The organism is Anatilimnocola aquadivae, assembly GCF_049819085.1.
In the GTDB taxonomy this organism is placed as follows: domain Bacteria; phylum Planctomycetota; class Planctomycetia; order Pirellulales; family Pirellulaceae; genus Anatilimnocola.
In genome coordinates, this window is record NZ_CP187419.1 from 5,958,461 (window position 1) to 5,981,642 (window position 23,182).

Annotated in this window: 19 protein-coding genes; 10 read left to right on the plus strand and 9 right to left on the minus strand. The window is 57.7% G+C overall.

Annotated elements, in window-relative coordinates; all coding sequences use genetic code 11:
* Positions 1 to 627, minus strand: coding sequence for a sigma-70 family RNA polymerase sigma factor (locus tag NA78x_RS23410; protein ID WP_425614806.1), 627 nt, complete (start codon positions 625 to 627; stop codon positions 1 to 3).
* A 90-nt stretch (positions 628 to 717) separates the two neighbouring features.
* Between NA78x_RS23410 and NA78x_RS23415 the strand changes: the two genes are divergently transcribed.
* The 5 genes from NA78x_RS23415 to NA78x_RS23435 all read left to right on the plus strand — a co-directional run bounded on the left by NA78x_RS23415 (position 718) and on the right by NA78x_RS23435 (position 9,318).
* Positions 718 to 3,105, plus strand: a complete 2,388-nt coding sequence (locus NA78x_RS23415; protein WP_425614807.1) for a serine/threonine-protein kinase — start codon at positions 718 to 720, stop codon at positions 3,103 to 3,105.
* Positions 3,106 to 3,262: 157 nt separating this feature from the next.
* A complete protein-coding gene (locus NA78x_RS23420) occupies positions 3,263 to 5,173 on the plus strand; it encodes an ABC transporter substrate-binding protein (RefSeq protein WP_425614808.1) in 1,911 nt (636 codons plus the stop codon).
* A gap of 58 nt (positions 5,174 to 5,231) precedes the next feature.
* Complete coding sequence (locus tag NA78x_RS23425) at positions 5,232 to 6,224, plus strand: ABC transporter permease (RefSeq protein WP_425614809.1); 993 nt, start codon at positions 5,232 to 5,234, stop codon at positions 6,222 to 6,224.
* 22 nt (positions 6,225 to 6,246) lie between these two features.
* The gene (locus NA78x_RS23430) at positions 6,247 to 7,389 is read left to right on the plus strand and encodes an ABC transporter permease (RefSeq protein ID WP_425614810.1); all 1,143 of its coding nucleotides are present in this window, start codon (positions 6,247 to 6,249) and stop codon (positions 7,387 to 7,389) included.
* Positions 7,390 to 7,422: 33 nt separating this feature from the next.
* Complete coding sequence (locus NA78x_RS23435; protein ID WP_425614811.1) at positions 7,423 to 9,318, plus strand: ABC transporter ATP-binding protein; 1,896 nt, start codon at positions 7,423 to 7,425, stop codon at positions 9,316 to 9,318.
* Here NA78x_RS23435 and NA78x_RS23440 read toward each other — a convergent pair.
* Positions 9,315 to 10,136, minus strand: coding sequence for a hypothetical protein (locus NA78x_RS23440; RefSeq protein WP_425614812.1), 822 nt, complete (start codon positions 10,134 to 10,136; stop codon positions 9,315 to 9,317). The two genes, NA78x_RS23435 and NA78x_RS23440, sit on opposite strands and share 4 nt — an antisense overlap.
* A 287-nt stretch (positions 10,137 to 10,423) precedes the next feature.
* Here NA78x_RS23440 and NA78x_RS23445 point away from each other — a divergent pair, with 287 nt between their 5' ends.
* Entirely contained in the window at positions 10,424 to 10,945 is a 522-nt protein-coding gene (locus NA78x_RS23445) for a metallophosphoesterase family protein (protein ID WP_425614813.1), read from the plus strand.
* A 15-nt stretch (positions 10,946 to 10,960) separates the two neighbouring features.
* Here NA78x_RS23445 and NA78x_RS23450 read toward each other — a convergent pair whose 3' ends face one another.
* Positions 10,961 to 12,058 carry a mannose-1-phosphate guanylyltransferase gene (locus NA78x_RS23450; RefSeq protein WP_425614814.1) on the minus strand — a complete coding sequence of 366 codons (1,098 nt, stop codon included), beginning with the start codon at positions 12,056 to 12,058 and terminating at the stop codon, positions 10,961 to 10,963.
* Positions 12,059 to 12,070: 12 nt separating this feature from the next.
* Positions 12,071 to 13,540 (minus strand): UTP--glucose-1-phosphate uridylyltransferase, encoded by a 1,470-nt coding sequence (locus NA78x_RS23455; RefSeq protein ID WP_425614815.1) that lies wholly within the window; start codon positions 13,538 to 13,540, stop codon positions 12,071 to 12,073.
* A 266-nt stretch (positions 13,541 to 13,806) separates the two neighbouring features.
* Between NA78x_RS23455 and NA78x_RS23460 the strand changes: the two genes are divergently transcribed.
* Positions 13,807 to 14,796 carry a hypothetical protein gene (locus NA78x_RS23460; protein WP_425614816.1) on the plus strand — a complete coding sequence of 330 codons (990 nt, stop codon included), beginning with the start codon at positions 13,807 to 13,809 and terminating at the stop codon, positions 14,794 to 14,796.
* Positions 14,797 to 14,941: 145 nt separating this feature from the next.
* Here the strand turns inward: NA78x_RS23460 and NA78x_RS23465 are convergent, their stop codons facing one another.
* Complete coding sequence (locus NA78x_RS23465) at positions 14,942 to 17,326, minus strand: fused MFS/spermidine synthase (protein ID WP_425614817.1); 2,385 nt, start codon at positions 17,324 to 17,326, stop codon at positions 14,942 to 14,944.
* 98 nt (positions 17,327 to 17,424) lie between these two features.
* Between NA78x_RS23465 and NA78x_RS23470 the strand changes: the two genes are divergently transcribed.
* A complete protein-coding gene (locus tag NA78x_RS23470) occupies positions 17,425 to 17,799 on the plus strand; it encodes a hypothetical protein (protein WP_425614818.1) in 375 nt (124 codons plus the stop codon).
* A gap of 153 nt (positions 17,800 to 17,952) precedes the next feature.
* Here the strand turns inward: NA78x_RS23470 and NA78x_RS23475 are convergent, their stop codons facing one another.
* On the minus strand, positions 17,953 to 18,279 hold the full coding sequence (locus NA78x_RS23475) for a hypothetical protein (RefSeq protein WP_425614819.1): 327 nt from the start codon (positions 18,277 to 18,279) through the stop codon (positions 17,953 to 17,955).
* 20 nt (positions 18,280 to 18,299) lie between these two features.
* Here NA78x_RS23475 and NA78x_RS23480 point away from each other — a divergent pair, with 20 nt between their 5' ends.
* On the plus strand, positions 18,300 to 19,172 hold the full coding sequence (locus NA78x_RS23480) for a deoxyribonuclease IV (protein WP_425614820.1): 873 nt from the start codon (positions 18,300 to 18,302) through the stop codon (positions 19,170 to 19,172).
* Between the two features lie 182 nt (positions 19,173 to 19,354).
* Here the strand turns inward: NA78x_RS23480 and NA78x_RS23485 are convergent, their stop codons facing one another.
* The 3 genes from NA78x_RS23485 to NA78x_RS23495 are packed head-to-tail and all read right to left on the minus strand — an operon-like array spanning position 19,355 to position 21,910.
* Positions 19,355 to 20,416: an isocitrate/isopropylmalate dehydrogenase family protein gene (locus tag NA78x_RS23485; protein ID WP_425614821.1), complete on the minus strand. Its 1,062-nt coding sequence runs from the start codon at positions 20,414 to 20,416 to the stop codon at positions 19,355 to 19,357.
* Positions 20,417 to 20,439: 23 nt separating this feature from the next.
* On the minus strand, positions 20,440 to 20,868 hold the full coding sequence (locus tag NA78x_RS23490; protein WP_425614822.1) for a hypothetical protein: 429 nt from the start codon (positions 20,866 to 20,868) through the stop codon (positions 20,440 to 20,442).
* A 1-nt stretch (position 20,869) separates the two neighbouring features.
* On the minus strand, positions 20,870 to 21,910 hold the full coding sequence (locus NA78x_RS23495) for a M28 family peptidase (RefSeq protein WP_425614823.1): 1,041 nt from the start codon (positions 21,908 to 21,910) through the stop codon (positions 20,870 to 20,872).
* Between the two features lie 162 nt (positions 21,911 to 22,072).
* Between NA78x_RS23495 and NA78x_RS23500 the strand changes: the two genes are divergently transcribed.
* Positions 22,073 to 23,152, plus strand: a complete 1,080-nt coding sequence (locus NA78x_RS23500; protein ID WP_425614824.1) for a type II secretion system F family protein — start codon at positions 22,073 to 22,075, stop codon at positions 23,150 to 23,152.
* The last annotated feature ends 30 nt before the right edge of the window (positions 23,153 to 23,182 follow it).

A 23,182-nucleotide genomic window follows, 5' to 3' on the forward strand; every position in this document is an offset into this window, starting at 1 on the left:
CTACGAAATATCTTTCGGTGCGATTTCTTCCCCAAGCAATTGCTGGAGTTTTTTCAGCGAGCGGGTGAGCATCACGCGAACAGCAGCGTCGGATTTGCCAAGTTTTTCGGCGATTTCCTTCGAGGGCATGTCGAACTGATATCTCAGGCGGAGCGCCTCACGTTGATCGTCGGGCAAGGCTTGCAAGGCACTTTCGAGTCGTGCTTCGCGCACATTGCGAGAAAACGCAGCGCTGGGGGAAGTGATACTCGCGGCAAGCATCTGGGCGAGGTTCGGCGCAGAAGTATCAGCGCCCCCTGCACCGAGCGGTACTTCGCGTCCCGCATCACGTTTTTGCGCGTCGAAGTAGCGACGGTGCAAATCGACGATTCGCCGCTCGGCAATCTGACAGAGCCAAGAAAACGGATCTCGCTCTGAGAGTTCAGCGTTCGGCAACGCGCGAACTGCTTCGGCCGATGCTTCTTGAAAGACATCGTCGGGCTCGACCTTGCGGCGCAACGCAGTACCCAGTTGCCGTTCAATAAACGCCATCAGCTGAGGGCGGCGTTGCTGCAGGTACTCGGCCAGCGCCGCAGGCTCGCGCTTGCGCAGGCGTTCGGTCAGAGGATCGTCGGGCGATTGATTCATAAACCCAAGCTCATCGGTAGCGGTCGGCTTTGGCGGAAGCCCGCACTCAGCTGGCCGCCGATAGTGTACCATCAGAAATAACGGCTCACTATGGAGTGCATTGCTGCACGAGCCGGAGGTCACTTCGCACTGAATCTGCAATTGCTCATGGACCTGACGATCAATGCCGGCACCGAAGCCTGGGGCGAGATCGAGCAATGGGTCACGCGATTTCTCGCCGCGTGGCAAACGCAACACTTTCCGCCACTAGCTGACTATCTCCCCGCCCAGCCTCACGCACTCCGCAGGCTGACCCTCGTCGAGCTTATCAAAGCCGATTTAGAGCAGCGGTCGCAACTCCATGACTTTAAATCGCTCGAAAGCTACGCTGCCGAGTTTCCCGAAGTACTTGAAAACGGGCATCTGCCGCTGGAGTTGATTTGCGAAGAGTTTCATGTCCGCCGAGCGTCGGGGCAGGTCGTTTCGGTCGATCAATATTGCGATCGCTTTCCCAAGTCATCGGCGGCATTGCGTCGCGTGATTGGCGACCCGAATACGGTGACCACATCGACATCGCTGTGTCGGACCGAGATTTTCTCGAATCTGCATATTGGTCAGCGACTTGACGATTTCGAATTACAGTTTGAGCTTGGCAAAGGAGCTTTCGGTCGCGTTTATCTCGCTCGGCAGGTCTCGATGCAGAGACAGGTGGCATTGAAGATCTCCGCCGACAAGGGAAATGAGCCGCAAACGCTCGCGCAGCTCGATCATCCGGGCATCGTCCGTGTGTTCGATCAGCGGCAAATGCTCGAACGCAAGTTGCGCCTGCTCTACATGGAGTTTGCTCCGAGCGGCACCTTGCTTGAAGTGGTGAAACTCGTTCAGCAAAACCCTGCTCCGGCACGAACGGGACAGATTCTCGTCCTGGCAGCAACGCAGGCGATGATCAAAGCGGGCGTACCTCCGCTGGCAATCGCCGCCTGGCCGAAAGAAATCTCGTCGGCACCTTGGAGCCAGGTGGTTTGCCGCATTGGCGCAAAGCTGGCCGAGGCTCTCGAATACGCTCATGGTCGCGGCATTTTGCATCGCGATATCAAGCCCGCGAATGTGCTGATCGGGGCAGATGGTTGGCCGAAGCTGGCCGACTTCAACATCAGCTTTTGCTCAAAAATCGAGGGTGCTTCGCCAGCGGCCTATTTCGGCGGCAGCCTGGCCTATATGTCGCCGGAGCAGCTCGAAGCCTGCAGCCCCACGCATACGCGCCAACCCGAAGAACTCGATCAACGGAGCGATTTGTTCTCGCTCGGCGTACTACTGTGGGAACTCTACTTTGGCGAACGCCCGTTCGATGACGGCTCGCTCGATAGCGAATGGAACACCAAGCTGGTCGAGATGATTCGCCGGCGACACGAGGAACGCCCTTACCGCGGCGGCAATCCCACCGATGGCACCGGCCATCGCCTGGAGAAAGTGCTGCGGCGCCTCCTATCGCCCAATCCCGATGACCGCCCGCTGAACGGCATCGAGCTCGCGCGGCAGCTTCGCCTGTGCCTGATTCCGGGCGCCTCGAGTTTTCTGGAACGAGCCCAAAGTGGCTGGCGCGGCTTGGCGCTCAAGTATCCGCTCCTCTCGCTCATTCCCATCAATATGCCGGCGCTGGCCATTTGGGGGGCGATCAATTTCTTCTACAACCAAGACGAAATGATCCACAATTTTCGTCGCGAATTGCTGCCGGGCGATGAAGCCGGCTATCTGGCAGCACAGGCTGCGCTGAAACACGTGTTTGAAATTACCTCGATGTTTGTGAACTCGATTGCCTACCCACTTGGGGTCATACTCGTGCTGATGTACATGGTTCCAGTCAGCAGGGCGATACGTCAGTATCGGGAACAAAGAGGAGTCATGGACCCTGCCATCGTGAACGTTGCGCGGCGGCGTGTTCTCTGGTGGGGATCGTGCCTATGCTGGGTCGCAGCGATCGAATGGGTCATTGCTGGAATCATCTTTCCCACCTCGATCCATCTGTTTCTGCCTGCAGAGTTCGGTCCCGTGCCCACGAAGTTCTACATTCACTTTGTGATTTCGCAGACCCTATGCGGCCTGATGTCACTCTCCTTACCATGGCTGGCAACCACCTGGGTCGTCCTGCGGGCCCATTATCCCGCATTGCTTGGTGCGGGCACTCCCGACGAATGGGAACAGCACCAACTCGGACGAATTCGTCGTCAATCGTCCCTTTTTTTGGTGAGCACAATGGGTGTTGCCCTTGTTTCGTTGCTGATTCTAGCATCGGTGTATAAGCCCACATTCGTCGCCGGAGCGCCCTGGTACCCCGATAACATTTCCTGGCTTGTCGTCATCATCCTGGCCGCAATCGTCACGATTTCCGTTGCTTACTTTCTCTATCAGCAGATTCAAGAAGATCTGAAGGTTCTCCTTGCGGTTATCCGTGCCGGCGATCCCTCTGTCACCGTCAGCACCTCGATCGAGTCGCTGTGAACCTTTCACCCCCCACCTTTCACCCGCCAGTTGGCCCCACCCAGACAGCTAAGGTTGATGCCTTTGCGCAGAAGGGCTAGATTGACCAGCAAATCAGCAGCCGAGGCAAAGAACCACGGTCCGCTGCCATTCATCAGCAACAAGTGAGAATTTCACGATGATGCTCCATCGTTTGCAGGCTTTTTCTCTGTGCGCAGTGGCGATTCTAGCTGCAGCGACAGGTTGCGATTTTGGCGTCGACGAAGAAGTAAAGGAATTTAAGCTGGGCGATTTGGTGGCGGATTTCACTCCACCACCGCTGTCCGAACTCGATGCCAAGGCAGAATGGATCGACAAGCCCGTGCTGGATGGCATGGTGCTGCTGAAAGAAAAACAAGCTGGCGAGACGCCCCGAGTTACCGTTGCCGAGGCATTGGCACTTAAGAACGATTCAGCCGAAGCCAACGAAAAGATCCTCAGCGCCCTGGGACGTCTTCCCGCAGACGAAAAGGACGTGAACTGGGACGGCGAGATCATTCGCCACGCACCGTTTGACGTGAAATCGACAAATCCGTTGCTGAGCAGTTCCGTCACAGAATCAGACGTCAACGGCCTGACAGGATTCGGCCTGTTTGGCTTCGATTGGAACTTCAAGCCATTTGCGAGCAAGGACGCCGTGGTTTCCTGGCAGACCAGCAAAGACCTCCTGTACGACAAGGTCGTTTTGCGCAACGACTTGACCTGGTCCGATGGCAAGCCGATCACAGCCCACGATGTGGAGTTTAGCTTCCGCCTCATTATGACCGAAGCTGTGCCTGTTCCCGCACAGCGATCTGGAACCGACAAGATTAAGTACATCAAAGCTTACGACGATCACACGCTGGTCTACTTCCACAAAGAGGCCCTCGCCACGAATGTGTGGAATGTCAATTTCTCCGTCGTACCGAAGCACATCTATGACAACCCCAAGGAACTAGCCGCTGATCCGACGCTGCAACACGGCGACTACTGGGTGAAGTACGAGAAGGCACCTGTTTCCGGCGGTGCTTATGTCTTCGCCAATCGCACCCTGGGCCAAGAAGCATTGCTCGAACGTCGCGACAGTTACTACATGCACGACGGTAAGCAAGTGCGAGACAAGCCGTACTTCAAAACCATTCGTTTCAAGATGATGAAGGACTCCGCTGCGTCCCTCTTGCAGCTAAAGGGTGGTGATCTCGACGAGATGATTCTTACCCCAGCGCAGTGGCTGAACGAAACCACGAATGACGAGTTCTACAAAAACTCCACCAAGGCCTACGGCCTGGAATGGACCAGCTTTCACTTTTTGTGGAATTGCACGAATCCGCTCTTTGCTGACAAGAAGACTCGCTGGGCGATGTCTTATGCCATGGATCATCAGCAGTTGCTCGAAAAACTGCGATTCGGTCTCGACGAGCCCTGCAATGGAATCTTTCATCCCACTTCACGCTGGGCTCCCAAGGATCCGCCAAAACCCCTGGAGCAAGACTTGAAAAAAGCTGCAGAGTTGCTCAAGGAAGCTGGTTGGGCAGATACCGATAACGATGCCGTGCTCGACAAGATGATCGACGGCAAAAAGGTGAAGTTCGAGTTCGGCATTCTCGTCGTTGACAAGGCCGATCGCATTGCCATTTGCACCTTGCTGAAGCAGAACCTCGAGAAGATCGGCGTCATTTGCACCGTGCGACCGCTGGAGTTCTCCGTACTGCAAGACAAGCTTCAAAAGAAGGAGTTTCAAGCTGCATTTGGCGGTTGGGGAACAGGTGCCGATCCCGACACGAGCTACAACATTTGGGGCAGCACGGAAGAACGCAACTACGCGAACTATATCAACCCCGAGATCGATGAGCTGTTTGCCAAGGCTCGCAGGGAATTCGACGAGGAGAAGCGGGCCGAGATTTACGGCAAGATCCACCTCATCCTTTGGGAAGATCAGCCCTACACGTGGCTCTACTTTCAGAACGCCTACTATGGCTTCAACAAGGGCCTACGAGGTTACATGTTTAGTCCCCGCGGCCCCTACCACTACAGTCCAGGGTTCAGCAGCATCTATCGAGCAGCCGAGTAACGCCAAACCACAACTGCCTTTTGGGTTTCGTGCCGCCTGCCATTGTTGCTAGAACGCCATGTTCAATTATCTGATACGTAGACTGGTTTTTGCAGCATTCACCCTGCTGCTGATCACGTTTTTTGTTTACGCGCTCATTCGTCACATGCCGGGCACTCCCCTTACGAATGAGGCAGCAGCGGTCGATCCCAGCAAAAAGATCAGCAAAGAGGATCTCGAACGCTTGAATCGGACCTTTGGTCTCGATAAGCCCTGGTACATCGGCTATCGCAACTGGCTCATGCGATTGCCACGTGGCGACCTGGGGACATCTTTCTTCGAGAAGCAACCCGTTCGCAAGTCGATTCTCGCGCGTCTCGGGCCTACCTTGCTGCTGTCCATTCCTTCGATCATTCTGGCTTACGTCATCTCCATTCCCATCGGTTTGTACTCGGTCGCCAACAGCGGCACCTTGCGCGAGCGGACCATCAGTTTGTTGCTTTATTTCTTGTACTCCCTGCCGTCCTACGTGGCAGCCCTGTGGTTGCTCGTCTTCTTCTACCTCAGGCTACAAAACACGATGTTCTCACTGCCGGCCAGTGGCATGGTGAGTAACAATTTCTCCTCGCTGCCCCCGCTGAGCCAAGCGTGGGATGTGTGGACGCATATGATTCTACCGCTGACTTGCTTGACCTATGGCTCACTGGCCTATGACAGTCGCTTTACCAAAGCCAACATGGAAGAAGTGATGCGGCAGGATTACATCCGCACCGCGCGAGCCAAAGGCGTGCATCCGTTTTGGATCATCGTCAATCATGGTTTCCGCAATACGTTGATTCCGCTGGTTACCCTGCTGGGTCTGTCGTTGCCGTCGCTCGTGGGTGGTGCCGTCATTCTCGAATCGATTTTCAGTTGGCCGGGAATGGGCAACCTGTTCTACGAATCGATCTCTCGGCGCGACTATCCCTTGATCATGGGATTGGTGCTGATGTTTACGCTGCTGACTCTCGCGGGCCAACTGATCGCCGACATCGCGTACGCCTTCCTCGATCCACGCATCACCTACAAATAGCACCACCGGATTCGTCCGCTACATGTCTAGCGATCTCAAACCAACGCCTCCTTCCAATCTGGCTGGGCAAACCGTCGCCACGCCGCACCCGACCAAGCCGGGTCGTTCGCGCGGTTTTGCGGCCGATTCCTGGCACAGGTTCTCGCGCCGGCCGCTGGCAATGATTGCCGTGGGGTATGTGATCATCTTGTCGCTGGTAGCGATCTTTTCGCCAGCCATTGCGGGCACGCGACCGGTTGTCTGCAAGTACAAGGGAAACTATTACTTCCCGGCCTTGTATTACTTTCACCGAACATTTGAGAATCCGGTTTTTTTTCGCGACGAGTTCTACGGCCAGTTCTATCACAACCTGAAGGCAAAAGATCCCAATAGCTGGGCCGTTTGGCCTCTCGTCTATCAAGATCCCCTTCGCGCCGTGGAGGCCGGTGAGTTTCCCGGTGTCCCCGCGAATCCCATCGGTAACAAGGGAAAACCGAACCGATTCAACCTGATGGGCACGACCGATGGTGGTATCGACGTGTTCGCTCAAATGGTGCATGGCACAAAGGTGGCATTGCTGGTTGGCTTTGTCGCCACCGGTGTTGCGGCAGCCATTGGAATTACGCTCGGCGGCATGGCTGGCTACCTGGGCGGTGCTGTGGATTTTGTCATCAGCCGATTTACCGAGATCGTGATGTGCGTTCCTTCGCTCATCGTGATTCTGGCCCTGTTGGCGATCGTCGATAAACCTTCAATCTGGTACACGATGATTATCATCGGCCTGACGAGTTGGCCATCGATCTGCAGACTCACGCGCGCCGAGTTTCTTAAACTGCGGGCTGCCGAGTACGTAACCGCCGCACGAGCGCTCGGGGCGAGCACTCCGCGTATCGTGTTCTTGCACATTTTGCCCAATGCGATGGCACCGGTGCTAGTGCCGATTTCGTTCGGCATCGCAGCCGCCATTTTGATGGAAGCTGGCCTGAGTATTCTGGGCATTGGTGCTCCGCCCGATACGCCCAGCTGGGGAACTGTGTTGAACCTGGGGCGTAGCAATTTGCAAGCAATGTGGTGGATGACCATGTTTCCGGGCGCAGCGATCTTTCTGACGGTGCTGGCCTACAACCTGATTGGCGAAGGCCTGCAAGAGGCAACCGATCCCCGCCTACGCGAATCGAAGAAGTAAGCATCGAACCGCTGAACAGAGTTCACAAGCGATATGACCACCGCGACCGCAACCAAGCCGAAGTCTGAACAGCTCTTGCTGGACGTCGACAATCTGGCGACGTTTTTTTACACCGAAACGGGAGTGGTACGCGCGGTCGATCACGTATCGCTGAAGCTGGAAGAAGGCAAAACGCTGGGCATTGTTGGTGAATCGGGGTCAGGCAAAAGCGTGACTTCATATTCGATCATGCGCCTGCTGGCGGGGGCAGGAAAGATCGAGCCGCTCAGTCGCATTTCGTTCCTGGGGCGTGACCTGGTGAAATTGCCAGAACCGGAGATGCGGAAGATCCGCGGCAAAGAGATCAGCATGATCTTTCAAGAGCCGATGACTTCGCTCAACCCGGTCTTTACGGTCGGGGCGCAGGTGATGGAAGCAATTCGGCTCCATCAAAATGTGACCAAGCAGGAAGCTCAGCTACGGACGATCGAACTGTTTCGCGAAGTGGGCATGCCCGATCCGGAAAAGCGAGTCGACTCGTATCCACACCAGATGTCCGGTGGGCAAAAACAGCGCGTGATGATCGCAATGGCCCTCTCGTGCAATCCCAAGCTGCTCATCGCTGACGAGCCCACCACCGCGCTCGATGTCACGATTCAAGCTCAGATTCTCGATATCCTCCGGCGGTTGCGGGACGAGCGCGGCATGAGCGTGCTATTCATCACGCACGATCTGGGCGTGATTGCTGAAATTGCCGACGACGTGGCCGTCATGCTGCAGGGAAAGGTCGTCGAGTACGGCAAAGTAATCGACATCTTCTCGAACCCCAAGCATCCGTACACAAAGGGCCTGCTGGCCTGCAAGCCGCGGCTCGATACACCGTACAAGATATTGCCTACTGTCGCCGACTTCATGGAGATTCGCGGCGAAGGTCCGGACGCGAAAGTCATCGAAAAGCAGCTGACTCCCGACCGTCTGCAGCAACTTACTACGCAAGGTCGCGGCCGGTTACTGCATCCTCGTTCGGTGTTAAAGGCGATTGGGCATCCTTGGGAAGAAAGCCAGCACGCGCCGGATACCAAGGCCGTCATCGAAGGGCAACAGCCACTATTGTCGGTCAAGGGATTGAAAGTTCACTTTCCGGTGCGCAAGGGCGTGTTGCTGCGAGTGGTCGATCACGTGAAAGCGGTCGACGGCATCAGCTTTGATGTCTATCGTGGTCAGACACTAGGGCTGGTCGGCGAATCGGGCTGCGGCAAGACGACTGCCGGGCGCGCGATCTTGCGCTTGATCGAACCCGATGCAGGGCAAGTGATCTACGACGGGGTGAATCTCGCGACGCTCGGCAGCGGTGACTTGCGGCGGATGCGTCGCAAAATGCAGATCATTTTTCAGGATCCATACGGCAGTATGAACCCGCGGCTCACCATCGAAGCGGCCATCACCGAGCCGATGGTGATTCAGAAGATCGGCAGCGGCTCGAAAGATCGCCGCGATCGCGCGGTGGCCTTGCTGGAAGAAGTCGGCATGAAGGCGGAACACCTGGGCCGGTATCCGCACGAGTTCTCCGGCGGCCAGCGTCAACGCATCTGCATTGCCAGGTGCCTGGCGGTCGAACCGGAGTTCATCGTGTGCGATGAATCGGTTTCAGCGCTCGATGTGTCTGTGCAGGCGCAAGTGTTGAATCTGCTGAAGCGATTGCAAGACAAGCGCGGGCTGACCTACATCTTCATCAGCCATGATCTGAGCGTCGTGAAGTTCATGGCCGATATGATGGCCGTGATGCGCAAGGGACAGATTCTCGAATTCGGACCTTCGGAAAACATCTACGCGCGGCCGCACGAAGAGTACACGAAGGACTTGATTCGCGCCACGCCGAACGATTCACTCGAGAACATTCGGGAGCGGCAAGCCTCGCGAGAAGCGGCACTGGCCAAACGGCAAGCTTAATACGGCAGACCAGGAGGTCTGCCGCCACGTTCAGCAATCGGCAAACCTGAGTCCAGCCGGATTAACTGATCGATTAGTCCCTGAGTGTCGCTGGCCGTGCGCGAGAGCCGTTCGAGCCACAGCGAGCGACCAAGTCCTAGGCTGTCGAAAACGTCGGTCCCCAGGCAGCCGAGCACCGCCGAAGCGACCTGCCGGTTGAGATCGGCGTGAAACGTAGGCTGCTGCAGCGTTTGAAATGATGCTCGCGTGGCAGCCATCGCCAGGCTCCAGGCAAAATCGTTCGATGAACGGGAGCAGTCAAAATCTTCGGCAAAGTCGAGGGCTCGCTCCGCTTCAAACGCCAGTGGAGTTGGATCGGAGTAGGCGGCCATGCGGCCGAGGAGCATGTCGGTCCAGCGTTCGACGCGGCGACGAAAGCGGTTGCAATCGACGGCCGTCTTCAAGTCGACTCCCTGCCCGGTAATCATCCACTGCAGAGCATAGTTGCGCGCCTCCATGTGTCCTTGCAGCACGTTCTGGGCAATTGGTGCCAGTTCTGCTTGATCGCATCTAGTGTCGTGCCCAACACACAGCGAGGCGAAGACCCGCGTGAGTAGTTCGCTAGCCAGCACTTCGTGTACGACTTCTGCCAGCCGCGTGGTTGAGCAAATGCCCGACGAAGAACCGCGAAACAGGCGGAACCATCGTTCCAACCGGCATTTTGAGGCTGACCAGTATTGCTCGATGGCACCGTGAGGAATCGTCGCTCGGCATTCGATGAAAACAGGCGCGTGGGTAGCTGTGACAGCCCCCAGTTCGAGAAGATCGCCCAGATTCATGCCAGACTCAGCGGAAAGCGTTGCGAGACCAACTTGCCACGTAACTACGCGGCGCGGGGGAGGTCCATCCGCAGCAAGCCCGAGGGGACTGGGCTCGCCACGAATGAACCGAAGTTGTGTTAATTGCAAGTGAAGTGCCGGAAGACATTCGACATTCAGTAATGACGGCAAAGGCTTGCGAGAGCGAACATTACGCTTGCTAACTGTTTTTTGGGAACTGTGGGCCATGATGCCTTTTTGCAACATGTGACCCCTAGCTGCTACACTCGACCGGGCGAGGATCGCGCTTGCGTCACGGCAATCAGGAGCAGTTCATCACCATGCGAATTGGAATCGTCAGCGATACTCACGGCCACCTTCAGAACGCGCAGGCTGCCGCACGGATGCTCGAATCACTTGAAGTCGAAGCAGTGCTGCATTGCGGCGATCTAGGCTCCTCCCACATTCCGCCTGCGTTCTCGCTGTGGCCCACGCACTATGTCGTCGGCAACGTAGACCACGGCGATGAAGAACTGCTCGGCGAAGCAGTGGCCGCAGCCGGTGGCACTTTTCATGGAGCCTTTGCCGATCTGACGCTCGGTAGTCGCCGGATTGCACTACTCCACAGCGATGACGCGAAGAAATTTCGTCAGGTGACGACCAGCGGTGAGTACGACCTGGTCTGCTATGGCCACTCGCACATCGCCGAGATGCACCGCGAAGGAAAAACGCTGGTGCTCAATCCCGGGGCGCTCTATCGGGCCAATCCGCACAAGATTGCCATCGTCGATCTCGATAAGCTCGAGGCGATGCACGTGACCATTTCGTAGCGAGCAAACACTCGGCTACAGGTACTCGCGCCAGCCTCGCTGTTCAAGTTCCTTTACCACTTCGCGAATGGCTTCTTCTTCGGCCTTGTGCGCCACGAGGGTAGCATCGGGCGTGTGTACGACGACGCAATCTTTGATGCCAAGCGTGACCAGCAAGTGATCTTCCGGCCCACGCACGATGGAGCCGCTGGTACGAATGCCAACATGCCGCGCTTGCACGGTGTTGCCTTGCTCGTCGCTGCCGGCGGTACGGGCGATCGCTTGCCAGCTGCCAACGTCGTCCCAGGTGAACGGCGCCTTGAGCACGACAATGTTGGGATAGTGCTCCATCACGGCAAAATCGATGCTCTTGCCGCGAATCTCGGTAAACTCCCGTTCGAAGACGGCGTTAAAATCGGGTGTTTCATAGGCTGCGGCGATCGTCTGCAAATGTGCCATCATCTGCGGCTCGTACTTGGTCAGGGCATCGACGATGGTCTTCGCCTTCCAGACAAAAATGCCGCTGTTCCAAAAGAAGTTTCCGGCAGCCAAATACTGCTCGGCGACACTGCGGGCAGGCTTCTCGCGAAAGCGTGTCGCGCGGTAAGCACTAGCCGGTTCAGTCGTCGTTTTCTTTGTCACCACAGGCAACGAATCGCCGCATTCAATGTAGCCAAAAATCTCGGCTGCATACGTCGGGCGAATGCCGAAGGTAACGATCCGCGACGGATCCTGATCGACGAGTTCGACTGCTTGGCGAAGCGCGCCTTGAAAGGCCGCCACAGGCTGAATGAGATGATCGGCGGGCATCACCGCCATCGTGGCATCGGGATCTTGGCGACTGACGAGCAGCGCAGCGAGACCAACACAGGGGGCGGTATCTCGCTTGCAAGGTTCGCCGAGGATCTGCGCGGGAACAAGCTGCGGCATTTGCTCGGCCATGGGCTGCACAAGCCGCTGGTTAGTAACGATCAACAGGCGATCGGGCGTGACGAGCCCGTCGAGCCGGCCAACCGTTTGCTGGATCATCGTCTGCTCGCCAACGAGCGCGAGTAGTTGCTTGGGAGTTGCCGACCGGCTGAGGGGCCAGAATCGCGTTCCCGCACCGCCCGCCATAATGACCGCATGAAGCATGAGCGTCAGTCCTTAACGCAATGGTTCTCGGACCGCCGTCGGTCCTGTAGATGAAAAATAGGTTGGTTGGTCGATCACTGTCCCGGCAGGCAGTTTGGCCGCAATTTCTTCCGGCGAAGCAGCGAATAGCGGATTCAGTTCGACCGGCACATCGTCAGCAATCTGCACGCCGGCTGCTCTCAGCCAGCGACGATGGAGGGCCATCATTGCCTGCCGAGCCAGTGGCGCGTTGTCGGTCGGTTCGCGATCGGCGTTCTTCACCGGCGCGAACGCTTCAGCCGGATCGGCTTCAATCACGAGTGCATTGTTGGCTGAATTCAGTAGATCGAAAATGAATCGCTCGAAGCGAAAGGCGTTGGGCTGCTGTGGATCAACCTTGTTGCCGCTCTCGTCAACGTGCGGCGTCTTTTTGTGAGCGATGTGAAAGGGCAAGGCATCCTCGGCTTGCGACGCTCGTCGCAAGAACGCGACATCGAGCACATGCACGGCCAAGTTGCCGGCCCAGAACTTCAGCGAGCCATCGGGCAAAGTCTGCTTGGCAAACTCATCCGGCAAATCGCTGTATTCGATCATCTGCACGCGGCCATCTGCCGCGACCAAATTTCCCACGCGTTCGAGAGCATGCCGCTTCTTCACCACTTGTGTCGTCATCTCCGATTTTGCCAGCGAGTGGCTGCCAATCAGTAGCGGATCGCAGACCTGCAGCAACGGATTGTCGATCTGGCCATAGAACAGCACGCTCAAGCCGCGACGTTCACAATCGGCGAGCGTTCCGCTTTTCTCGAACGCTTTTAGCAGCCCGCCGTGACCATCAGGCGCGGTAACCACTTCGCCGGGTGACGCGAGCAGAATCCGCTGCCACTGGTCATCGACGGCCCACATCGTGGCCTGACAGAAGTAGTGCAGGTCTTCGGCAGGCAGGCCAAAATTGTCGTGCTTGCCCAGAAAGTCGCGAGCCTTTTGATCGGTCGCGGGGCTCGTCATCAAATACAGCGGAATGTTCGAGTTGTATCGCTTGCGAGCCGCGAGCAGTTGCTCGATGAGAACCTGAAACAGTGTTCGTTGCGACAGTGGCCCGATCGGGAACATTCCCTTGGGCTCATCAAAGCCGAGTCGCGTGCCCAATCCTCCAGCGACCAGAATCATGCCGACGCGGCCACTTTTCAGCAATTGCTGGCCGCGCTCGATGGCTTCTTCTTTCGAAAAACTAACGCCAGTGCCATCGAGTCGCATCGCTGGGGGCGAACTGGCTCGCGCGGCAAGGGCTGCCCAATGGTCACGATGATCGCCGGTGGCTGCGGCGCTGGTGCCGCCGTACTTCTGCTTGAGCTGCGTGAATAATTCGAGATCGAGTTCTTCAATCTGCCTGGCCAGCGAGGTGCGCTCGGGCGGTGAGAGCCGGTCCCAAAATCGCAATAGGTGTTCTTGGCCGGTCGGCTTTAACTTTTGCAACAATGCCTGCTGTGTCGAATCGCTTGTCATTCGTCCCCTCAAAACAACCACCCTTGGACCCAAGCGTAGGCCAGCCAACTTAGCAGCGGGAAGAGTACGAAGATCGCCCCATAGGTGAACACCGTGGTCCAAACATGTCGCGGCCAACGTGCCATCTGCCAACTCACTCGATGTCAATTCGCGTCACGAGCGGATTCACTTCCGCTGCTGTCCTGTTGCTCCCTTGCAATCATACGGGTTCCGCTAAATTAGAGGTATCCCTGCTTGCCACCACTTTGCCCGCAAAGCGAACTTTCATGAGACTGCAACCTTGCCTGCTGGTTACTCTGGCATTCTTCGTTTCGCTGGGTGCGGGCCGCGCCGCAGAGGCACCGCTCCAACCACTCGAACTGACGAACTCCACCAAGCTGGTTTTTGCCGATGTGGCCAATGGTAAGGAGATTCTGCTAGCCGACGACGACTTTTCCCGCCGGCTCAGCAAGTTTGATTTGCAGTCGCGATTGCAGACGGATCGCGAGGTGACCAAAGACGACTGGAAGCAACTGGTCGCCGAGCAAGTGGTGGAATGGTCGCCCGCCGAACGCGAAAAAATCGCCACGGTTGTTGCCAATCTGAAAACCAAGCTGGCTCCGTATCGACTGGCACTGCCCAAGGAAGTGCAACTCATTCGCACCACAGGCAAAGAGGAAGGGGAAGCTGCTTACACCCGAGGCACGGCGATCATCCTGCCCGCCAAGGTGCTGCGTTATAACTCGCCGCAGTTCGATTCGCTGCTGTTACACGAACTGTTTCACGTCCTCAGCCGTCACGACGCGACGACTCGCAAAGCGCTTTACAAGATTGTCGGCTTTACTGCCGGTAATGAAATCGAACTCCCCGTTTCGCTGGAAGATCGCCGCATCACCAACCCCGATGCCCCTCGACTCGATTCGTTCATTGAACTGAAGAACGAAGATCAGCAGCTAACCGCTGTGCCGATCCTGTACGCCACGCCCAAAGCCTACGATGCCAAGACGGGTGGCAGTTTCTTTCGCTACGTGACGTTTCGCTTACTCGTCGTCGACAAGGTCGATGGCAAGTGGCAGCCGCGCATGAAAGATGCGCAACCGGTCGTGCTCGATCCCACCAAAGTCACCAGCTTTCACGACCAGATCGGCAAGAACACCAACTACATTCTGCATCCCGACGAGATCCTCGCCGACAACTTCGTCCACCTCATCCACCGCACACCCAACCTGGCCACCCCGCGCGTCATCGAACAAATGGCCGAAGTGTTGAAACCCTAACCAAACCGGGGTCGCCATTCTTTGGCGACGAACTTCTCAGCCAACTCGCTGCACTCCGCTCGCCATAGACTCCTGACCCCTGTTGGTTCAACATTCACTTCGCGCCCGCAGTCTCTTGCCTTCTCAACCGACCGCCGGATTGACTTCACTCACCCGCGATCCCCAGCAACTGCCGCTGCTGTTGAAGTCGCCAGGCATGATCTTTCGCCGGGCCGGTCACGCCCTCAACATTCACACCCTGTTGCGGCAACTTAGCCAGCACCGTTTGAAAGTACTGCTGCATGGCTTCGCCGCGTAACTTGCGATTGTCGCCATGCGAGACGGGTGCTGAAAACTCAACGATAGGGTGCTCATCGGTGTTGAAGCGCGCGCGCGGGGAGACGTGCCAATCGCCAATGTAAAAGGAAAGAATCGCCTGCTCGTCGGCCAGCAGCGGATCGTGCTCGCCGGTATGCGGATTGTGTTCGAGCCAGCCTTTGGCGGCGGCGGTTTGCAAATAAGGAATCGGCTGTTCGGTGCCGATCAGGCCGAGCACGGGGCTGTTGGGATTGGGCCGCACCCACCAGAGCGTCGTATTGGGAAAGACGCTGGCAAAGCTGTTGGCGATTGCTTCGAACTCGGCAGGCCCCATTTGATACAGGGCCAGCCATTGGCAAAACAGACCGCCGGGGCGAAGCGACTTTTTGGCAGCCCGGTAATGCTCGACGGTATAGAGATAGCCCGTGTGGCTCTCCCACGGCACGAACAAGTCGGAAACGATGACGTCGAACTGACGCCCACTGCCGCTTAAAAAACGGCGGGCATCATTCACCTGGATTTCGACGCGAGGGTGATCGACGAGCCCGCGATTCGTTTCGCTGAGATAGCGGGCGGCCTGCACAGCTTCGGGAATAAGTTCGACAACAACGATGCTCTTCAGTTCTTCGTGCGGAATGGCAGCAGCGGCTGTTTGACCGGTTCCCATGCCGAGAAAGGCAACGTCCTGAGCATGTCCTTGCAATAGCAGCGGCAAATGCCCTTGGCGATAGTCGCGCTGCACACTCGTGTGGCTGTCGCCAAATCCGTAATGCAGGTTCTGTTGCGTCGTGCGCGACGATCCGCCGCGCCTGCTGGTCTGCTCGATGGCATCGATCCAACCATAGGCGCTTTCCCATCGTTGCAACAATTGCTCGCCGGGCTCCAGAGTCTTCACGGTACTCATGCTGTGCCAGTTGAACTCGATCGCGACCACCGCAATGACGCCGATCGAGATCTGCAGCCATTTCTCACCCAGGGCGATCAGGATTGCCGCTGCCAACAGTAGATAGACGGCAATCAGCAAGCCAAAACTTCCCCACAGGCCGAGCAGCGGCAAGGCGAAACTTGCGGCCAGCGAACCGCAGGCTCCGGCGATGGTGCTGACCGCTGTGAGCCCGGCCACTTGAGATTCGCTGGCTTGGCGCGGTTCAATCGCGCGCCAGGCAATGGGCAAGATCATGCCGAGCGCCGTGATGGGCGGCAGCACCACGCATACGACCAGGCGAAAGGCTACGAACAGATAATCTTGAAACGACTCGCCCGTGACATAATCGAAATTGGTCAGGCGGCGAAAGATTCCCAGCGACAGGACAATGCATACTCCCCCGGCTCCGCAGGCCAGCGCGGCAATGAGCGCTGGTGAGACTCGGCTACCCACAAAGCCCGTGAGCGCAGAACCAATCGCTAGCGCCAACAGAAACACCGTGACGACAATCCCGAATGTGTAGGTGCTGTTGTGAAACACCAGGGAGAAGAGCCGCATGTAGAGCACTTCGAGCGCCAAGACTGAGAAACCGGAGAGGCCCACGAGCAACCACCAACGAAGCGGAATTTTTTCAGTTAGGTCCGCTATGCAGCCTTTGTTCGAACTCGTCGTTTCAGTCCGTATCGCCGCGTGTAGGACTAAGGCAATCAGGCCGCACGCAATCGAGACACCTGCAGCAGCCAGGCTGGACGACGTCACGCCGACTTGCACCAGCAGATAGGCCGTGGCCAATACCGAGCCGATCATCGCGCCGGCCGTGTTCGTGGCATAACCCCAGCTGAGCCATTGCGGGGCGGGGTTGCCGCGCGGCGACAAGAATGCGGCCATCATGGGCCACGTCGCACCAAGCGCGATCGTGCAGGGAAGCAGCACGGCGAAACTGAACAGCACTCGCAGCAGCACATACAAATTCGCAGGCCCCGGATCGAGCGAACCGAGCGCCGTGCCGGCCGCGGCTTGCAAAGCAAATGGAACCAAGAGAGCCCACAGTCCCGCGCCGATCTCCAGTACGCCATACGCCATCAGCGGTTGCCAATTGCCGCGATATCGCCCCGCCAGCCAATAGCCGATGGCCATCCCACCGAGAAAGCTCGACAGTACGATTGCCGACGTATAAACCGTGTGGCCGAACACATTGCCAAATTGCCGCGACCACGAGATCTCGTACACCATGCCCGCCGCACCCGACGCGAAAAATATCAGCGTGGCCAGCAGGCGGAGCAGCAATAAGCGGGCAGGAGTCATCATGCGGAAACGAACGGCGAATTCAGCGGGCGTACACAACGAAACAGAGCACGCTAAACTGTAACTCCCCACGATTCGTTACGTCAGGAGTGATCTCGCTGGTGAGCGAAGAGCCAATGATGCCCCCAGACAATCAAGACCTGCCGACGCAACTATTGCGGTTTCTAGCCGACTCGCAGATCGAGGTAGTTTCTTGGGATGAAAAACTTCTCACGGTTCAAATCCGAAAGGAAATCGGTGCTGAGTATGGACTGCTCGAGTTTAGGGAGCCTTCGCTCGTGTGCCTGCCGCCAAAGTGTGAAATAGCGGGGCTTAGGATAGGGTCACTTGCCGATCTTCCCAAAGGACTTTTTGAAGTCGTCCGTCCAGGGAACTCGCAACTCGATCCCGACGAGAAGATCTACGTCGTCGATGGTTCGTGGGGTGAGCAATTCTTTGTGATTGCGACGGCGATTACGTACAAGATTGGTCGTTGAATACAATCGCAGTCCCGCTTTCAAGAGAACCCCATACGCCTCTCCTCAGTGCCCACAAGTTGATTGCCGGTGAATTTCTTATCGCGAATCCTGAATCGCCTGCTTGCGGCACAAAGCCAACACAGGGCTGACCTCGCAATTCTTCTCCTTCGCTCAGTCCTGTGAGGGGTAGTCGTAAGCAAATTGTGCGACTTCCTTGTCGTCATCATCCAAAACGGTAAAGCGATGCCGAATCTTGGCGCTGGTGAGAGCGGAAGAAACCAATTTGACGTCTGCGATCGCTTCTTCGACCGTGTCGAAATCAGCGTCTGCTGAAACTGCTCCGTCAAACACCTCTAGCTTGAAGTACCCTAAGTCGCAAAATCGTACGCAATGCGAGTCAACTCGGACGTTGAGCCCCTGGCGTTGGAGTGCTTTCCCCAATGCGGCCGGGCTGTGAGTGTCAGGAAACTCGCCATATATTGTCGGGTCACAAGACATTGTTTCCTCCGGAGTTTACGATGCCTCTTCTCGGTGCCCACATGTCGATTGCCGGCGGCTACTACAAAGCCATTGACGCTGCCGGTGCGCTGGGAATGGAGACGTGCCAGGTCTTTACTAAGAATAACAACCAATGGCGGGCGAAGGAAATATCGGCGGCGGAGGCGAAGCAGTTTGCGGAGTCGCTGGAGCGGTTTCAGATTCGGCATCCGCTATCGCACGCGTCGTACCTGATCAATCTGGCAGCGGAAGCAGATGAGCTGTGGCAGAAGTCGATCGCAGGAATGATCGTCGAGTTGCAGCGGGCCGCGGCGCTCGGCATTCCGTACGTCGTGGTGCATCCGGGCGCGGGAGTGAAGCTGACCGAAGAAGCGGCGATTGCCAAGGTGTCGCAGGCGATCAATCGCGTGCATGAGTTGGCCGGTGAAGTTGGCTCGCAAATCTTGCTGGAAAACACCGCGGGCCAGGGAACCACGCTGGGTCGTCGGTTCGACCAACTGGCGGCGATCATCGCGGGCGTGAAGCATGAGGATCGGGTCGGTGTGTGCATCGATACCTGCCATGCGTTTGCTGCCGGCTATCCGCTGGGAACTGCGATCGAGTATGAAGCCCTGTGGCACGAGTTCGATACGCTGCTCGGCCGTCGCCGACTGAAGGCGATGCACCTGAACGACAGCAAGAAGCCGCTGGGCTCGCGCGTCGATCGTCACGAGCATATTGGCCACGGCGAAATGGGGCTCGAGCCGTTTCGACTGCTCATGAACGACTCGCGGATGGTGGCCACACCCATGTATCTGGAAACAGAGAAGGCAGAGAACGAGGACGGCGAGCCTTGGGATGCGGTGAATTTGAGGACGTTGCGAGAGTTGGTCGTGGAGCCTCAAACGCCGTAAGTCTCGTGCAACCGCAAAAGGGGGGTGTTCAACTTTAACCCGATCGCTGGACACGAATTCGCGCCGCACCCGAGTAATATGGCACTTTCGGTTCGACAATGCCCTTCAAAGTTGAACAAGTTGGTCTCTTTACGGAGCTTGGTAGCGCGGACTTACGTCGCGTGGCCCCGATACAGCAGGAGTCAGGAAGCGATGTGCCTGAGCACTGCTTCGCCCATTTGCTGGGTCGTGAGTTTGCCGCCGAGGTCGGGCGTGGCCGAGCCTTGCAGGAGTGTTTGCTCGACGGCGGCTCGAACTCGCTGGGCAGCGGCAGGTTGATCGACGTGGTCGAGCAACATCGCGGTGCTTAGGATGGCGGCGATCGGGTTCGCTATCCCTTTGCCGGCGATATCCGGCGCGGAGCCATGCACGGGCTCGAACATCGAGGGGAACTTCTTCTCGGGGTTCGTGTTGGTGCTTGGTGCCAGGCCTAGACCACCGGCGAGCACGCCGCCGAGGTCGGTGAGCAGATCGCCGAACAGGTTCGAGGCGACGACCACATCGAACTTCTCGGGCCAGCGGACGAAGTTCATGGCACAGGCGTCGCAGTGTTGCCGTTCGCTTTGAATGTCGGCGTACTGCGGTGCGAGTTCTTCCAGAACTTCGTCCCAGAGCACATAGGCATAGCGCTGGGCGTTTGACTTGGTGACCATTGTCAGCTTTTTGCGACGCTTGCGGGCCATCTCAAAACCGTAGCGCAAAATTCGCTCGACCCCCTTGCGCGTATGCACGGCGGTCTGCACCGCGAACTCATCGGGCGTGCCACGCTTCATCCGGCCGCCATTGTCGACGTACTCCCCTTCGCTGTTCTCGCGCAGCACGACAAAGTCGATCTCGTCGGGACCTTTGCCGGCAAGTACGCTCTTCAGCCCGCGATAGAGCTTGGCTGGGCGCATGCAGGCGTATTGATCGAAGGCCTGGCGAATCTGCACGAGGGGCGAAAGCGTTTCGTGATCGGGCAGCAGGGCCGGCCAACCGACCGCACCCAGCAGGATGGCATCGAACGGTCGCACCTGCTGCAAGAAGTCGGCCGGGACCACGCTGCCGTGCTGCTTCCAATATTCGATGCCCCAGGGCAAGTGAGTGAGTTGCAGCTTCAGGTCTGCTTCATGGGCTGCGACAGCTTCCAGCACGCAGACCGCTTCGGTGGTGACTTCCGGACCAATGCCATCGCCAGGATACACGGCAATTTTGAGCGTGGGCATGCAGAACTCAACTTTCGTCGGAGTCAGTGTTCGTCAGAATCGGTGGGAGGTGGTTCGGTGCGTGAGCGATGATGGTTTCGCAGGCGGTCGAGGTCAGCCTGAATGAGCGCTCGTTCACCTTGCAGGCGATTGATCTGCTGGCGGAAATGAACGCGCGACGCCAGCCAATCGCTCACGGCCAGCAGGAGCAACCACCCTAGCAGAAGCAGCACGCCAGACCAGTACAAGAGAGCCGGCCAACCGGTCCTCAACCACAGGTCGCCGACCAGCAGCAGGCCGATGACACCCAGCATGGCGCTGGCTTGCACGCGGCGGCGAAAACGCCGGGAGTGAAACTCCCGCTCCTGCTCGCCGAGTCCGCCATGGTCGGCTGCTCGCCACGCGCGCAAGTGCCCGATAACGAGCACAATGGAGGTCAGCACCAACACAACAGCGAGAGCGACGGACGTCATGTCACTTCACGCGCTTCAGCCATTCGGAGATGACGTACCCCACCTTGCAGATCGATTCGCCCGAGCAGTTCTCCGGCACATCGCGGGTGGTATGCCAGTACGATTCGCCCCGAGCGGTTGGGTACTCAAAATCGATGACGTCGCAGGTGGGAATCTTGGCAATGTTACGCAGGGCCAGGTGATCGTCGCGGATCTCGTGCCGCGTGACGTTCACGAACTCCTTCACGCCTAAGCTGGCGGCGGTCTTCCACAAGTCGAGCACCAGAGGGCGAGTGTCGGGCCAGGCCATGCTGTTTTCTTCGCGATACATGGTGAGGTTTTTGTCGCCGATCATGTCGACAAGCACACCCCAGCGATACTTGTGGCCTGGCGGGTGCGACGCATATTCGCGAGCAAAATGTTCGGAGCCGAGAAAGTACGGATCGCGCCGCACTTGGTCGTCGTAGACGAGTTCTTCGCCGTCGAAGAAGACAAAGTCGACGCCGTACTTGCTGCGCAGTCCGGCCATGTGATTGCCCAGTTCCATCAGCATGGCGACGCCGCTGCCGCCGTCATTTGCGCCGATGAATGGATCGCGACGTTTGGCCGGGTCGGGCTCGCGGTCGGGATACGGGCGGGTGTCGTAGTGGCAGCAGATGAGGATTCGGTCGCGCTTCTCGGGGTGCCATTCGACAATCTGGTTCGCCAGCCGCACTCGCTGGCCGGTCTCGGGATGCCGAGCATCGAACTCTTGCAACGAAACCTTGGCCCCTAGTTTTTCGAAGTGATTTTTAAGCAATTCCTGCTGCTTGCGCATTCCTTCGGTAGCGGAGATTCGCGGACCGATGTCGCAAATCTCTTTCAGGTAGCCATACGTCCGTTCACTTTGCAGGGGAATCTTGCTGGCATCAAAGCCACCCGCCACGGTCCGTTGCGACCAAGCGAGTTGGATCGATTCGCCCCACAGAAAGCCGGCGATTGCCAGTGCGATGAGGGCTACGCCCGCGACGGTCGACCAGCGGACACGGCGTTTGGTTGCAGGATGAATAGGAGGCTTGTTCATGCCTTTATTCTAATGGCACATGCTGCCCTGCGGGGAGTGCAATCTCGGGCAGAATTGCCGCCCGCAAATCAAGGTAGAGCCGGACGAATGATGGTTGAAATCTGCTGTCATAGCCGCCACACTGATGAGCCTTCTCTCTCCCGCATTGAGCACCTGCAGCTTATGTCGACATCGAGCCCTACTGCGAACCCGATTGGCGCTAGGCCGCTGTCGCTGGATCAACTCGTGGCGCTATGCGACGAGATCGTCGCCCTGGCCCGTGCGGGAGTGCCTCTCGATCGCGGCTTAATTCTGCTGGGGCAAGATCTGCCGGGCAGACTAGGCCAGGTCGCGAATGAAATGGGAAACGAACTGGCTGCGGGCATGACGCTCGATCAACTGGTAGGTCGCACGCAGGGACGCTTTCCGCCCGGCTATCAGGCCCTGCTGCAGGCGGGCATTCGTGCGGGGAACCTGCCGGGTGTTCTGCAAGGCATCTCGCAACTAGCCCGACGAACCGGCGAACTACGGCGACAGATGGTGCTCGCCGCCATCACGCCCCTGCTGGTGGTCGCCATGACCTATGTGCTGTTTTTGTTTTGGCTGGCGAAACTAGCCCCCGTCTATCTGGATATTTGTGCCGACTGGGAAATGAACATCGGCCCGGCCGAGTTCATTGTGCGCGGACTACAACAATCGGCCTGGCTGTGGCAGCCTTTGTTTCCCCTGGTGATCTTGGCTACGGCGGCAATCGCGTGGGTAAGGGCCGGTCAAGGTCGCGGCGAATGGTCGATCGTCGATCTCTTCACCCTGGGGATTGTTGGCGGCATTGGTCGGATGCGGTTGGCGGGTGAGTATGCCTCGTTGTGCGATCAACTGGCGATTTTGCTCAGCCATGGTTTGCCGCTGGGTGAATCACTGGAATTGATCAGCGCGACGTTTCATTCTCGCCCACTCGCTCAAGCCACCAAACAATTTGCCGACCAACTGCATCGGGGAGAATTGAAGCGGCCCCCGGCCCCCTTTCCGCCGTTGCTGGCGTGCATGCTGCTCGATGGCTACGGCCAGCGGGACTTGATCACCAACTTGCAACAGATGGCCACCAGCTATTACGACGAGGTTCGCCGCCGCAGTACCTGGCTGTCGACTTGGGCCCCCGCCCTGCTGACTCTGTTTATCGGCGGAGCCTTAACCTTGTTCCACGCACTCGTCACGCTTGGTCCCTGGCTGCTGCTCATGAAACAAATGAGCGATACCGTCTAGTTTTCCTTCCTGGTGTTTTCTCGAATCGGC

Bases quoted from the DNA above. Each gene is read 5' to 3' on its own strand.
- NA78x_RS23415 (WP_425614807.1), top strand. From the start codon at position 718: ATGGAGTGCATTGCTGCACGAGCCGGAGGTCACTTCGCACTGAATCTG.
- NA78x_RS23475 (WP_425614819.1), bottom strand. From the start codon at position 18,279: ATGTCTTGTGACCCGACAATATATGGCGAGTTTCCTGACACTCACAGC.
- NA78x_RS23500 (WP_425614824.1), top strand. From the start codon at position 22,073: ATGTCGACATCGAGCCCTACTGCGAACCCGATTGGCGCTAGGCCGCTG.
- NA78x_RS23480 (WP_425614820.1), top strand. From the start codon at position 18,300: ATGCCTCTTCTCGGTGCCCACATGTCGATTGCCGGCGGCTACTACAAA.
- NA78x_RS23420 (WP_425614808.1), top strand. From the start codon at position 3,263: ATGATGCTCCATCGTTTGCAGGCTTTTTCTCTGTGCGCAGTGGCGATT.
- NA78x_RS23440 (WP_425614812.1), bottom strand. From the start codon at position 10,136: ATGAATCTGGGCGATCTTCTCGAACTGGGGGCTGTCACAGCTACCCAC.
- NA78x_RS23410 (WP_425614806.1), bottom strand. From the start codon at position 627: ATGAATCAATCGCCCGACGATCCTCTGACCGAACGCCTGCGCAAGCGC.
- NA78x_RS23430 (WP_425614810.1), top strand. From the start codon at position 6,247: ATGTCTAGCGATCTCAAACCAACGCCTCCTTCCAATCTGGCTGGGCAA.
- NA78x_RS23465 (WP_425614817.1), bottom strand. From the start codon at position 17,326: ATGATGACTCCTGCCCGCTTATTGCTGCTCCGCCTGCTGGCCACGCTG.
- NA78x_RS23435 (WP_425614811.1), top strand. From the start codon at position 7,423: ATGACCACCGCGACCGCAACCAAGCCGAAGTCTGAACAGCTCTTGCTG.
- NA78x_RS23450 (WP_425614814.1), bottom strand. From the start codon at position 12,058: ATGCTTCATGCGGTCATTATGGCGGGCGGTGCGGGAACGCGATTCTGG.
- NA78x_RS23425 (WP_425614809.1), top strand. From the start codon at position 5,232: ATGTTCAATTATCTGATACGTAGACTGGTTTTTGCAGCATTCACCCTG.
- NA78x_RS23455 (WP_425614815.1), bottom strand. From the start codon at position 13,540: ATGACAAGCGATTCGACACAGCAGGCATTGTTGCAAAAGTTAAAGCCG.
- NA78x_RS23485 (WP_425614821.1), bottom strand. From the start codon at position 20,416: ATGCCCACGCTCAAAATTGCCGTGTATCCTGGCGATGGCATTGGTCCG.
- NA78x_RS23460 (WP_425614816.1), top strand. From the start codon at position 13,807: ATGAGACTGCAACCTTGCCTGCTGGTTACTCTGGCATTCTTCGTTTCG.
- NA78x_RS23495 (WP_425614823.1), bottom strand. From the start codon at position 21,910: ATGAACAAGCCTCCTATTCATCCTGCAACCAAACGCCGTGTCCGCTGG.
- NA78x_RS23490 (WP_425614822.1), bottom strand. From the start codon at position 20,868: ATGACGTCCGTCGCTCTCGCTGTTGTGTTGGTGCTGACCTCCATTGTG.